General features: G+C 66.0%; 11 protein-coding genes, 1 tRNA gene and 1 pseudogene. 2 read left to right on the top strand and 11 right to left on the bottom strand.

All coding sequences use genetic code 11. The annotated features are described in order from the left end of the window. The coding region (locus tag MTBLM5_RS15095) for a hypothetical protein (protein WP_173976902.1) at positions 1 to 288 on the bottom strand (288 nt) is incomplete at its 3' end. A gap of 212 nt (positions 289 to 500) precedes the next feature. On the opposite strand from MTBLM5_RS15095, the gene selD reads away from it, so the two are divergent. Further along, positions 501 to 1,550 carry a selenide, water dikinase SelD gene (gene selD / locus MTBLM5_RS15100; RefSeq protein WP_254431082.1) on the top strand — a complete coding sequence of 350 codons (1,050 nt, stop codon included), beginning with the start codon at positions 501 to 503 and terminating at the stop codon, positions 1,548 to 1,550. Here selD and MTBLM5_RS15105 read toward each other — a convergent pair. The 10 genes and pseudogenes from MTBLM5_RS15105 to fdnG form a co-directional block, all read right to left on the bottom strand. Beyond that, the gene (locus tag MTBLM5_RS15105; protein ID WP_173976904.1) at positions 1,547 to 1,942 is read right to left on the bottom strand and encodes a glycine cleavage system protein H; all 396 of its coding nucleotides are present in this window, start codon (positions 1,940 to 1,942) and stop codon (positions 1,547 to 1,549) included. The two genes, selD and MTBLM5_RS15105, sit on opposite strands and share 4 nt — an antisense overlap. Further along, positions 1,942 to 2,319 (bottom strand): DsrE/DsrF/DrsH-like family protein, encoded by a 378-nt coding sequence (locus MTBLM5_RS15110; RefSeq protein ID WP_173976905.1) that lies wholly within the window; start codon positions 2,317 to 2,319, stop codon positions 1,942 to 1,944. The genes MTBLM5_RS15105 and MTBLM5_RS15110 overlap by 1 nt, the downstream gene beginning before the upstream one ends. Beyond that, complete coding sequence (locus MTBLM5_RS15115) at positions 2,309 to 3,061, bottom strand: lipoate--protein ligase family protein (protein WP_173976906.1); 753 nt, start codon at positions 3,059 to 3,061, stop codon at positions 2,309 to 2,311. The genes MTBLM5_RS15110 and MTBLM5_RS15115 overlap by 11 nt, the downstream gene beginning before the upstream one ends. A 2-nt stretch (positions 3,062 to 3,063) precedes the next feature. Beyond that, positions 3,064 to 3,159: transfer RNA gene (locus MTBLM5_RS15120), tRNA-Sec, on the bottom strand. 51 nt (positions 3,160 to 3,210) lie between these two features. Continuing rightward, a pseudogene (gene selB / locus MTBLM5_RS19185) lies at positions 3,211 to 5,055 on the bottom strand (selenocysteine-specific translation elongation factor); the annotation flags it as partial. Next, on the bottom strand, positions 5,052 to 6,419 hold the full coding sequence (selA, locus tag MTBLM5_RS15130; protein ID WP_173976907.1) for an L-seryl-tRNA(Sec) selenium transferase: 1,368 nt from the start codon (positions 6,417 to 6,419) through the stop codon (positions 5,052 to 5,054). The gene selA and the pseudogene selB, both read right to left, overlap by 4 nt. Continuing rightward, on the bottom strand, positions 6,416 to 7,336 hold the full coding sequence (gene fdhE, locus MTBLM5_RS15135; RefSeq protein WP_173976908.1) for a formate dehydrogenase accessory protein FdhE: 921 nt from the start codon (positions 7,334 to 7,336) through the stop codon (positions 6,416 to 6,418). Before fdhE ends, selA begins: the two co-directional genes overlap by 4 nt. Then, positions 7,333 to 7,986, bottom strand: coding sequence for a formate dehydrogenase subunit gamma (locus tag MTBLM5_RS15140; protein ID WP_173976909.1), 654 nt, complete (start codon positions 7,984 to 7,986; stop codon positions 7,333 to 7,335). The genes fdhE and MTBLM5_RS15140 overlap by 4 nt, the downstream gene beginning before the upstream one ends. Then, positions 7,983 to 8,882 carry a formate dehydrogenase subunit beta gene (gene fdxH / locus MTBLM5_RS15145; protein WP_173976910.1) on the bottom strand — a complete coding sequence of 300 codons (900 nt, stop codon included), beginning with the start codon at positions 8,880 to 8,882 and terminating at the stop codon, positions 7,983 to 7,985. The genes MTBLM5_RS15140 and fdxH overlap by 4 nt, the downstream gene beginning before the upstream one ends. 15 nt (positions 8,883 to 8,897) lie before the next feature. Next, the gene (gene fdnG, locus MTBLM5_RS15150; protein ID WP_217425043.1) at positions 8,898 to 11,972 is read right to left on the bottom strand and encodes a formate dehydrogenase-N subunit alpha; all 3,075 of its coding nucleotides are present in this window, start codon (positions 11,970 to 11,972) and stop codon (positions 8,898 to 8,900) included. Positions 11,973 to 12,495: 523 nt separating this feature from the next. Here fdnG and MTBLM5_RS15155 point away from each other — a divergent pair. After that, a partial coding sequence (locus MTBLM5_RS15155; RefSeq protein ID WP_217425044.1) for a hypothetical protein occupies positions 12,496 to 12,942 on the top strand: 447 nt, incomplete at its 3' end.

Here is a 12,942-nt window from a genome sequence, read left to right on the forward strand (position 1 = left end):
ACGCTTGGCCGAAACCCGGAGCCTGATCCCTTTGTCCGGCCCGCCTGGCAGCGACGTGATCGACCATTGCGCCGTGCCGTCCTCGCCAGCACGCAACGAGCCCCGCAGATTCCACATCAGCCGGCTCTCGTTGGTCACCATATCGGTCACGATCAACGGCTTGGCGGGATAGCCGTATCCCATGTCCTTATCCGAGCGGCCGCAGGCCCAGGCCGGGGCTGCCGCCAGAAGGCTTAGGGCAACAAGCGGATAGCGAGCGATGGACCATGCGGGCGTCTCTTCGATCAAGAATCTGGCTGAGCGAACCGGGTCGCGCCCTGCACGTCACGCCCCACCGGCTTGACAGCCCTGCCCGGCGGTCGCATCCTTGGCGGAATGGCTCCCGGGGCTGGTGTCTGGTTCAGACCGCCCAATCATGGCCCGGCCCACAATCCCCGTGTTTCGATCGACCGCCCATGGCGGCCGGACCCCGATTCGTTAGATCGCAAGGGCCAACATCCATGTCCGATCCCATCCGGCTGACCGGTTTTTCACACGGTGGCGGCTGCGGCTGCAAGATCGCTCCGGCGGTGCTGGAACGCATCCTGGCCGAGGTGCCGAAGGACAGTCTGCCCTATCCCGGCCTGCTGGTCGGGCTGGAAAACGGCGATGACGCCGCTGTTTATGATATCGGCGGCGGCCAGGCGTTGGTGGCGACCACCGATTTCTTCATGCCGATTGTCGATGACGGCTTCGATTTCGGCCGTATCGCCGCCACCAACGCCCTGTCCGACGTCTATGCCATGGGGGCGCGGCCGATCCTGGCGCTGGCTATCCTGGCCATGCCGGTGGACAAGCTGCCCGACGCCACCATCCGCGACATCGTGCGCGGCGGGTTGTCGGCGTGCCAGACGGCCGGCATCCCCTTGGCCGGCGGCCATTCCATCGATTCGGTCGAGCCGATCTACGGACTGGTGGCGCTGGGCCTGGGCCGGATCGAACACATCAAGCGCAACGACAAGGCCCGGCCAGGTGACGTGCTGGTGCTGGGCAAGCCGATCGGCGTCGGCATCCTGTCGGCGGCGCTGAAGAAGGGCAAGCTGTCTGCCGACGGTTACGCCACCATGGTCGATGTCACCACCCGGCTGAACACGCCCGGCCCCGATTTGGCAGCGCTGGACGGCGTGCATGCCATGACCGACGTCACCGGGTTCGGGCTGCTGGGCCATGCCTGGGAACTCGCCCGCGGCAGCAAGGCCAGCCTGCGCATCAAGGCCAGCCAGGTGCCGACCATCCCCGAGGCCCTGGCGCTGGTGCAAGACGGCATCGTCACCGGCGCCTCGGGCCGCAACTGGACCAGCTATGGGTCCAAGGTGGCCAGCGGGCTGGAGCCCAGCGACTGGCGGATCAAGCTTCTGACCGACCCGCAGACCAGCGGCGGCTTGCTGGTGTCGTGTCGATTTTCAGCGGTCAACGACGTGCTGGCAACCTTTCGCGATCACGGGTTCACCGATGCCGCCATCATCGGCGAGGTGGCCTCTGGTCCGGCGATGGTCACATTGGTTGATTAGGGCCCCTCGCAGCCGGCTTGCCCGGATTCCAGCAGGGAGCGGGTGGCTTCCGGTTCGTCGGCCTGGACCACCACCATCCAGCCTTGGCCGAACGGGTCCTGGTTGATCAACTCAGGCCGGTCGATGGGGGCTTCGTTGGCCTCGAGCACCAAACCCGCGAAGGGCAGGCGCACCGCGCCAACCCATTTGCCGCTTTCCACCGTGGCGACCGAACGCCCGGTCTCGACCCGGCCGCCGACCCGTTTGGGCATGAAGGCGACCAGATCGCCCACCACCTTGGCCCCTTGCGCGGTGATGCCGACACGGAAGCAGCCCGGCGCTTCCTCGCGAAACCACATGTGGCGGCCGGCATCGTAGAATCGATCGGGCGGGAAATCCCAGGTACCGGCCATCAGAAGGTCAGGACCCGGCACTTGTCGTCCATCAGGTCGGCGACATATTCGGTTACCGCCGCCAGACCGTCGCATTCGGGGATCAAATCGTCCGGCCCCAGTCCGTGCAGATCTGCGGTGGCGGCGCACAGCAGGAAGCGGGCGCCGGCCTTCTTGGCCATCTTGATGAAGTCATAGGCGGTCTTGCCGGAATCCGGCTTCAGCACCATGGCTTGCGCCACCCCCTTCTTCATCAGGATGCCCGGCGCCCCGGTCAGCACCACATCGACCTCGCAATCCATCGAGGCGGCGACGGCGGCCTGGAACAGGGGTGCCCCGACCTCGATCGGGCGGTCGGGATCGGTGTTGGCCAGCAGCACCACCAGCTTAGTCGGCATCGACGTCTCCGTTCCACAGGAAGGCATCCGACCCCAAGGGGCCGGCCCGCAATTGGGCGGCGCAGGTCTCCTCGTGATCCGTGAGGGTTCCAGGATACGGCGAAAAACCCAGCGACGCGATGCCTTCCGCGATGGCCGCCCGGGCGGCGGCGAAGGACGGCACGCCCCCCAGCAGCGCGGCCAGCCCGGTGACCCGCTGGGCGATGGTCGCCGCGCCATGGCGGGCCAGCTTGGCGGCGGGCGGCGTCAGCAACCGGACCATGCTGTCGATATCGGCATCCAGCAAAAGCGTGCCGTGCAGCAAGGCGGCGCCACCCCGAACCAGACCGGCGGTGCCGCAAATCTTGCGGCCGGCGGCTTCGATGTCGTTGGCCGGCGCGAAGGAACAGGCCACCCCCAGCCCCGACAGCCCGACGGCGACGGCGCGGCACAGATCGCCGGTCAGGTGGTCCAGCGGCGCCTGGCAGGCCAGGGCCACTTCCCAGCACAGCTGGCGATCGTCGATATAGACGGCACCGCCGCCGGTCGGACGACGGGCCAGCTCGATCCCGGCCGCTTGTTCCAGATCGATCTCGGCGGCCGGGTCCTGGTGGCGGCCGATCAGCACACAGGGCGGGAAGCGGAAGAAGCGCAGGGTGTCAGGAATGCGGCCCTCGGCACGCGCCGCCAGCAGCGCCGCCGTCATGGCCATGTTGGCCCGGGCGCCGCGCAGGCCGCTATCGACCACCCTGAGAGGCGTCATGATGGCGGAAGGGAGTGGGAGTCGAACCCACCAACAGCCGGCGACCGACCGTTTCCGGATTTGAAGTCCGTCCGCCCCACCGGGGACGATTCCCTTCCATCGCCTGGTCCGAACAGCGTCAGGCGGTCGGCGCGCACCTTGCGCAGATCGCCCTTGCGGATGGTCAGTCCGACGCGGTCGAAATATTCCAGGATCAGTATGGCAACCTTGCGCCCATTGTCGAGCCGGTCGCGAAACCGGGCGGCGATCAGCCAGCCATCCTTGGCCTGTTGGGCACAGTCTGCGGCAATGGCGGCCATTTCGGCCATCGTTTCACGCAGGAAATAATGGTCCTGGGCCACCAACACCACCCGGCCCATGCGGGCGACGCGTTTCATCACGCCGCGCATCTCGGCTTCCGGCACGTCCAGGTCTTCGGCCAGATCGCGCACCCGGGGCGGGCGGAAGCGATGGTCGCCGCCCAGCAGCGGCCGGGCCTCGTCCCACACCCGTTCGTCGGCGGGCGACAGCCGGGCCTGATGGCCGGGCAGGCGCAGCCACGGCCCATCCTGGTCCAGCACGCCGTCGGCGATGGCGGCAGCGACCACGCAGCCGAACAGATCGGCCGCCATCTTGGGATCGACGGCCGATTTCAGGCGCGGTGCCTGCAGGCCGGGCTGGTCGGCATGGTCCTGGTGATAGGCGCCCAGCACCTCGACCAGCCCGGCGCGCAAAGCCTGCCATGTCGCCGGCCGAAAGGCGAAGCGACCGGCGGCGATCATGTCGGGTACGGCCAATTCGGGCGCGTTCCATTGCAGGCGCAGCCGATCCAGATCGACCCAGCCCGGCGCCCGGTCCAATTGCTGCGCCAGCACTTGTTCCGGCCGACACGATTGCGCCGCCGCCAGGATGTCCAGGCGCATGGGCGTGCGTCGGCCCCGCGCCGGCGGGAACAGGTCCAGCACCCGGCCGCCGCCGATGGTCCGCCGGGCCGACTGATCGCGCAGGATGAAGCGGTCGCCGGCCAGGGCACCGATCGGCCGGTCCAGCACCAGTTGCACCAGACCGTCCCGGCCCGGGGCCAGGGAATCGCCGTCCAGCAGGGCGATGCGGGCCGGCACATGGGCGGCAGCCAGATGCAGGTGGACCGGGGTCCAGTGGGCCAGGGCGCGGGGCTCGCTGTTCAGCAGGCGGAAATGGGCGTCGAAGCGATCGACCGGATGGTGCAGACCAGCGTCCAGCACCCACTCGCCGCGGGCGATGTCGTCCTTGCCCAACTGGGCGGCGGCCAGGTTCAGCGCCAGGCGCTGGCCGGCGAAGCCCTGATCGGCCTTACGGTTCTGGGCGTGCAGCGAGCGCACCCGCACCTCGCGCCCCATCGGGCTGAGCCACAAGCGGTCGCCGACCGCCACCCGGCCGGAAAAGGCAGTGCCGGTGACCACCACGCCCGCTCCGGCCAAGGTGAAGGACCGATCCACCGCCAGGCGGAACAGACCGCCCTGCTCGCGCACTGTCCCAGCGCTGGCCAGGGCCAGATGGGTGGCGACGGTATCGACCCCCTGCCCGGTCCTGGCCGAAACGGCAACGATGGGGGCATCGGCCAGCGCGGTCGCGGCCAGCAGGGCGCGCACCTGGGCTTCGACCTCGGCCAGCCGGGCCTGGTCGGCCAGATCGGCCTTGGTCAGCGCCACCAGGCCGCGGGACAGGCCCAGCAGGTCCAGGATGTGCAGATGCTCGATGGTCTGCGGCATCACCCCATCGTCGCAGGCCACCACCAGCAGGGCGAAATCCAGCCCCGACACCCCGGCCAGCATGTTGTGGACGAAGCGTTCGTGGCCGGGCACATCGACGAAACCCAGCACCCGGCCGTCGGCCTGATCCTGATAGGCGAAACCCAGATCGATGGTGATGCCGCGGGCCTTTTCCTCGGCCAGCCGATCGGCGTCGATGCCGGTCAAAGCCCGCACCAGGGCGGTCTTGCCGTGGTCGATATGGCCGGCGGTGCAGACGATCATGGCAAATCGGCCAATTGCGCCAGGAAGGGCGCATGGTCTTCCAGGCAGCGCAGGTCGAACCACAGGGCACCGTCGGCGATGCGCCCGACCACCGGCACCGGCAGGCCGCGCCAAGCAGCGGCCAACTGATCCAGCGCGCGGCCTTCCGATTTGGTGCCAAGAGGTGGGCGCAGCACGATGGCCCAGCTGGGCAGCAGATCGACCGGCAGGGCGCCGCTGCCGATCTGACTGTGACAGGGTTCCAGCGCGACCCTGGCCTTACCGTCCATGCTCCGCTCGATCGCCGGCAGCACTTGCCTGCCCATGGCGGCGATGGCGTCGGCCGGGCGGGTCAGCAGGCGCAGCGTCGGCAAACGCTGGGCCAGGCTGTCGGGATCGGCATAGAGCTTGAGGACGGCCTCCAGCGCGGCCAGACGGATCTTGTCCATGCGCAGCGCGCGCTTCAGCGGGTTCTTCTTGATGCGGGCGACCAGGTCCTTGCGACCGACGATGATGCCGGTCTGCGGCCCGCCCAGCAGCTTGTCGCCCGAGAAGCAGACCAGGTCGGCCCCGGCCGCTAGGGTCTCGCGCGGGGTGGGTTCGTGCGGCAGGCCCCAGCGTTCCATATCGACCAGCGACCCCGCCCCCAGATCGACCAGGAAGGGCAGGCCGTGATCATGGGCCAGTCTGGCCAGCTCGGCCTCGGGCGGTTGGGCGGTGAACCCGACCACCGCGTAATTGCTGGTGTGCACCTTCATCAGGGCGGCGGTCTTGGGGCCGATGGCGGCTTCGAAATCACGCAGATGGGTGCGGTTGGTGGTGCCGACCTCGCGCAGGCGGGCCTGAGCCCGGGCCATCACCTCGGGGATGCGGAAGGCGCCGCCGATTTCCACCAACTCGCCGCGCGACACCACCACCTCGGCCTTGGCCGCCAATGCATGCAGCATCAGCAGCACGGCACCGGCATTGTTGTTGACCACGGTGGCGGCCTCGGCCCCGGTCAGCCGGCACAGCCAATCCTCGACCAGATCGTCGCGGTCGCCGCGCTTGGCCCGGCCCAGATCGAACTCCAGCGGGATGGCCCCGGTCATGGCGGCCGTCGCCGCCGCCACCGCCTCGGCCGGCAACGGCGCCCGGCCCAGATTGGTGTGCAGCACCGTGCCGGTCAGGTTAAACACCGGACGCACCCGCGGCCGGTGGCGGTATTCCAGGATGGCCCCGGCCGAGGCCAGCACGGCCTCGATCCCGGCCTGACGGCCGGCCTGACGGAAGGAATCCAGCGCCTCACGCAAGGCCGCCACGGTATCGTCGCGGCCATACTGGGCCAGCAGCGCCTGGGTGCCGGGGGCAGCCAGCACGGCATGTACCGCCGGCAGCGGGCTCACCCCGGGCCTGCCTGCAGGAACGGATTGGCCGCCGCCCGGTGCCAGCCATCCTCGGCCAAGCGCAAATCCAGACCGGCGGTGGCCAGATCGTCGGCGAAGGGCTCGGCGCCGGGCGACTTGGCCTCGTCGAACAGCTTCAGATAGGTGCGGCACTCGCCGCACGTCTCGCCGCGGACATGGGACGAGCCGCCCTCGAAAGCCAGATAGGCGATGTCCTTGTCCGAGCCGCAGGACGAGCAATAGGCACGCGGATGGTGCCAATGACAGCCGCACAGGCCACACGACAGGTACCGCACGCCCTCCAGCGGGTCGGCGGCCATCACCAGCCCCGCCACCGGGGCCGAGCCGCAGACCGGGCACAGGCCGGGCGGATCCAATGTTTGCGGCAGGCTGGGGGCCAAGGCGCCGGCCGCTTTGGCCCAGAACACCTGCAAGGCAGCGGCAATGAATAGACCGGCGGCCAGATCGTCAGGCCCGGTCTGGCCGGTCAGGAACGCCGCCGCCCTGGCATCAAGCGCAGGCCCCGGCTCGGCCGCCAGGACCTCGACCACGCGCCGCGCCGGGTCGGGCAGGTTCTGGCCGACAATGCCATCCAGCACTGCGGCAAGCCCCGCTCGCCAGGCCGGGGTCAGAAACGACGCCTCGCGCGGCAACAGCGGCATCTGGCCCGCCAGGCGCTGGTCCAGCAGGGCTGGGGCCGGCAGATCGGGGGGCGAAACGGACGCCAGCGCCTTGTGCTGGGCGGCGCACAGATGGGACAGGAACGCCAGATAGTCGCCCAGCGGATGGCCGTCGGCCCAGGCGGCAAGGCGCCGGGACCTGCGGTCGAACAGCAGGGCGGGATCGGGCAGAAGGACGGCCGGGGGCGAAACGGTGGTTCCGCCCCCGGCCAGTAACGTTTCGGGACTATCGCTCATTTACGCCCGCCGACCTCCTCGCGCAGATACCGGCGATGATGCTTCCACAGCCAGCCGCCGGTGACCGGACCGCGGGTCATGGCGCGGACCGAACCGGTGTTCCAGATGGCGGCATAGATGTGGATGATCATGGTGATGATCATCGCCGCCGCCATCAGGGCATGCACCAATCCGGCGAACCGCTGCAATCCCATCGGGAAGGCATCGCCGAAATAATGCTGCCACAACACCAGCCCCGACAGGAAGAGGGTCACCACCGACCAGAACATGACGTAGAAGACCAGCTTCTGCGCCGCGTTGAAGCGGCCGGCTTCGGGCACCTTGTCCTCGCGGTGGTTGATCAGGTCGCCGACATGGCTCATCCATTCGCCGTCTTCCTTGGTCCAGATGTTCTGGCGGAAGAAGCGGATGCCCATGAAGGTGAACGAACCCGCCAGCACGACGCCGATCCACGGATGGATGGCGCGGGCCGCCTGGCCGCCGCCGAAGAGGGCGGTCAGCCAGAAGAAGGCCGGATGGAAGAAGGCCAGCCCCGACAGCATCAGCAAGATGGCGCACACCACCACCAGCCAATGATTGGCCCGTTCACTGGGGTTGTAACGGATATAGGTGTCGCGGACGACCGCGACCTTTTCGGTGCTCGTGGTCATGCCGCGTCCCTCCCGTTGAGCTTACGGGCGTTCTCTTCGTCGGCCTCGGTGACCTCGTTGGGGCCGCGGGTGACGAAGTGGAACAACCCGGCCAGCACCGCCATGCCCATGCCGATCATCGTCAGGGGTTTCAGGGCCCCCTTCCACAGGGCGACCATCGGGCTGATGGCGGGGTTGTCCGGCAGGCCGGAATACAGCTCCGGCCGGTCGGCATGGTGCAGGACGTACATGACGTGGGTACCGCCAACGCCTTGCGGGTCATAAAGTCCGGCCTTGTCGTAGCCACGCGATTGCAGGTCCTTGATGCGGCCCTGGGCGTGGTCGATCATGCTTTCCTTGGACCCGAAGACGATGGCCCCGGTCGGACACGCCTTGGCGCAGGCCGGGCTTTGGCCGACGGCCACCCGGTCCGAGCACAGCGTGCACTTGTAGGCGCGGTTATCGGCCTTCGAGACGCGGGGCACGTTGAAGGGACAGCCCTTCACGCAATAGCCGCAGCCGATGCAGTTTTCCTGTACGAAATCGACGATGCCGTTGGCGTACTGCACGATGGCACCGGGGGCCGGGCAGGCCTTCAGGCAACCCGGGTCGGTACAATGCATGCAGCCGTCCTTGCGGATCAGCCATTCCAGCTTGCCCGCTTCCTCATGTTCGGCAAACCGCATCACCGTCCAGGCGGCGGGGCCAAGGTTGTCGGGGTTGTCATAGGTACCCGAGTTGACACCGACATCGGGGCGAAGATCGTTCCAGGCCATGCAGGCCGATTGGCACGCCTTGCAGCCGATGCATTTCGAGACATCAATCAGCTTGGCGACTTCCAGGTCCTTGCGGACCGACGGAGGCACCGCCGTACTGGCCGAGCGGTTGCGGACATCCAGGGATTGTAACGTTGCCATGATCGTTTCCTCCCTTTAGGCCGCCGGGCCGATGCGTTTGATGTTGACCAGGAACGCCTTGTATTCGGGCGTCTCGGTATTGGCATCGCCGACATAGGGAGTGAGCTGATTGGCGCCGAATCCCTTCTTGGTGGCTCCGATGAAGCCCCAATGGATGGGAATGCCGACCACATGCACCGGCTTGCCGTCACAGATCAGCGGCCGGATGCGTTTGGTCACCACCGCCTTGGCCTTGATGCGGGCCCGGTTCGACGACACTTCAACCATGTCGCCGGCACTGATGCCCTTTTCCTTGGCCAGTTGCTCGCCGATTTCCACGAACAATTCGGGCTGCAGCACGGCATTCATCTTGGCGTGCTTGGTCCAATAGTGGAAATGCTCGACCAGGCGGTAGGTGGTGGCGACGTAGGGGAAATCTTCGGACTTGCCGAACACTTCCAGGTCGCCCTTGAACACCCGGGCCACCGGGTTGGATTGCACCTTGGCATGGAACGGATTGGCCACCGGGCTTTCGAACGGTTCGTAATGCTCGGGGAACGGGCCTTCGCGCATCATGCCCCTGGTAAACAGCCGCCCCACCCCTTCCGGGTTCATGATGAAGGGGCCGGTCGCCTTGACGGTCGGGTCGATCAGCGGCCCGAAATCGGGCACGTCGATGCCCGCCCAGCGGCTGCCATTCCACTCGATCACCTTCTTCTTGGCATTCCACGCCTTGCCCGACGGATCGGCCGAGGCGCGGTTGTAAAGGATGCGCCGATTGGCCGGCCAGGCATAACCCCAATTGGGATGGATGCCCTTGCCGCTGGGATCACTGGGATCCCGCCTCGCCGTCATGTTGCCCTTTTCGGTGTAACAGCCCGAATAGATCCAGTTGGCGCAACTGGTCGAACCGTCGTCGCGCAGTTGGGCGAAGATATCCATCTGCTCGCCGGCTTTCTTGATCGGCGGCTTGGTGGCATCGGTCGGATCGGGCAGATCGACCAAGGCGCGGCCGTTGATTTCGCGCAGCAACTCGTCGGCGGTCGGCCTGGCCGGATTGCGATAGCTCCAGTCCACATTCATGATGGGGTCCGGGAACTTGCCGCCTTCCTTGGCGTAGAGCGCCTTCAAGCGCAAGAACAGGTCCGCCATGATCTGGATGTCGGTCCTGGCCTGGCCCGGGGGCTCAGCGGCTTTCCAGTGCCACTGGATATTGCGGCCCGAGTTGGTGAAGGTGCCTTCCTCTTCCGCGAAGCAGTTGGTCGGCAGCAGGAACACCTCGGTATTGATCTTCGCGGGATCGGCGTCGTTCATCTCGCCGTGATTTTCGAAGAAATGCGCCGTCTCGGTGTGCAGCGGGTCCATCACTACCAGGAACTTCAGCTTGGACAACCCGGCGATCAGCTTCTTGCGGTTGGGCACGCTCATCAGCGGGTTGAAGCCCTGGCAGACGAAGCCGTTCATCTTGCCCTGGAACATCATCTCGAACTGCCTGAGCGTATCGAGGTTGACGTCCACCTTGGGCAGCCAGTCAAAGCCGAACTGGTTTTCCGGCGTGGCGTTCTTGCCATACATCGCCTTCAGGAACGAGACGAAGAACTTGCGATAGTTCTGCAAGAACGACATCTGATCGGGGCGAATCGGCTTGAAGGCCCGGGTCTTCAGATAATCCTCGAGCGTGGCTTCCTTGCTGTTGGGCATGGCCAGATAGCCCGGCACCGAATTCGAGAACAGACCGAAATCGGTGATGCCCTGCACGTTCGAGTGACCGCGCAGCGCGTTGATGCCGCCACCCGGAACACCCATATTGCCCAGCAACAGCTGGATGATGGCGATGTTGCGGATGTTCTGCGAGCCCTTGGAATGCTGGGTCCAGCCCAGCGCATAAAGGCTAGTCAGGGTCTTCGCACCGGTCGCCGTGGTGGCGATCAGCTCGCACACCTTCAAGAACAGGTCCTTGGGCGTGCCGCAGGTCCGTTCCACCATCTCGGGCGTATAGCGGGAATAATGCGCCTTCAGCAGATTGAACACACAGCGCGGATTTTCCAGCGTCGGGTCCAGCTTGGCCTGGCCGGCCTCGTCGAACTCGTAATCCCAGGTTGAGCGATCGTAATCGCGCTTTTCCGCGTTGTAGCCGGTGAACAGGCCGTCCTCGAACCCGAAGCCTTCCTTCACGATGAAGGCGGCGTTGGTGTAGGCGAGGACGTAATCCTTGAAGATCTTGTTGTTGGACAGAAGGTAATGAATGACACCGCCCAGGAAGGCGATGTCGGTGCCCGGACGCAACGGCGCGTACAGGTCGGACACGGCGGCCGTGCGCGTGAAGCGCGGATCGACCACGATCAGCTTGGCGCCGTTGCTGGCCTTGGCCTCGGTCACCCATTTGAAGCCGCAGGTATGCGCTTCGGCGGCGTTGCCGCCCATCACCAGCACGACATCAGCATTCTTGATGTCGTTCCACCCGTTGGTCATCGCACCACGCCCAAAACTTGGAGCCAGACTGGCCACCGTGGGGGCGTGTCAAATACGAGCCTGATTATCGACCGCGATGATACCCAGCGAACGGACCGTCTTATAGGTCAGCCAGCCAGTTTCGTTGGTGGTGGCGCAGCCGGCCAGGAAGCCGGTGGTCGACCAATGATTCAGGGTCTTGCCGTCGTCGCTGGTCTGCTTGAAGTTGGCGTCGCGATCGTCCTTCATCAGGCGCGCGACCCGCTCCATCACGAAATCCCAGCTGACCGGCTTGAAGCCTGCCTCGCCCGCGGCGCGGTGCATCGGCTGCTTGACCCGGGTCTCGGAACGGATGAAGTCCAGCAGTGCCGCGCCCTTGGGGCACAGCGAGCCGCGATTGACCGGATGGTCGGGGTCGCCCTCGACATGCACGATCTCGGCCTTGGTGTTCTTCGAGCCGTCGCCGGTGGTGTGGATGATAACGCCGCAGCTGACCGAGCAATACGGGCAGGTGTTGCGGGTCTCGGTGGTTCGCGCCAGCTTGTAGGGCCGCACCTCGGCGGCGACCGCCTCTAGGCTGCCAAAGCCCAGGGCGCTGGCGGTCGTTCCGGCGACGGCGCTGCCGCCCAGCCGGAAAAACTCGCGTCTGTTGATGGTCACGTCTGTTCCTCCCGTCCATCCGGCGATCATTGGTATCACCAGCTGGCGGTTATCTTCTTATAGTCACAGGCAAATGTGAACCGTGAACTGACGGCCAAGCCGCAGATAAGCCATTGTTAATGTTGCATTTGCGAAGCACTGCCCGCATCGCGCCGTACGGGTCGGGGCCAAAACCGCCGTTCTGCATAGCCCTCGATCCGGCCGATGACGCCAGAAACGGACGGTTGTTCCGATCCCAACCGGAGAGGGCGGCTGCTTTTTGGCAATCATCTGCCGTCACCGCAATGCAAAATGCGCGACGACGCTGGGGAGCCGTGAACTCGGCTTGGCCGACGGCAACCATGGTAATGGCACCGTACAGCTCTTTCTTGTTTGGATGAGGTCCTGGCGGCAAAATGCGAACCGACTCAGGACGATGAGCGGTCGACAGGTCGCGTGCGCACTTTACACGCCTTGCGAAATTTGCCGCTGCCGCTGCGCCATGGCATACTCGGATGCAAGACACCCGTTTCGCGAGGTTGTAATGGCTGGTTACCTTGATGGTTATCTTGACGCATCCCTGACCGCCCATGACGATAAGCGCCGCGCTGCCGAAGCCGCGCGTCAGGAAGCAGAAGCTTCGGCGGGTGCGCAGAAGGCCGAAATCATCGCCCTGCTGATCGCCAAACATAATCGAGAAATCTCGCGCCTTGACCAGGAGTGGCGCGACCATTGCACCAAGCTCGAGCACCAGATCGAGGAGCTGAAGCACCAGCTCGAAGAATCGCATCAGGCGGCGCGGCAAGCAAAAGCTGAGCGGGCCGGGTGGTGGGTGGCTGCAAAAGCAGCCAAGGAAGAGATGATCGCGTGCCCCGAAGAGCATGAGCTAGTCAAGCCGTCGGGCTATAAGCTGCCGCGTTCCGGTGAAGAACTGGATAACCTGAACAAAATCTCATTTCAGGGCACCTCGAAAAATCCCGCCCTCCGGCGA

The sequence above is a fragment of the Magnetospirillum sp. LM-5 genome (assembly GCF_902729445.1).
GTDB lineage: Bacteria > Pseudomonadota > Alphaproteobacteria > Rhodospirillales > Magnetospirillaceae > Magnetospirillum.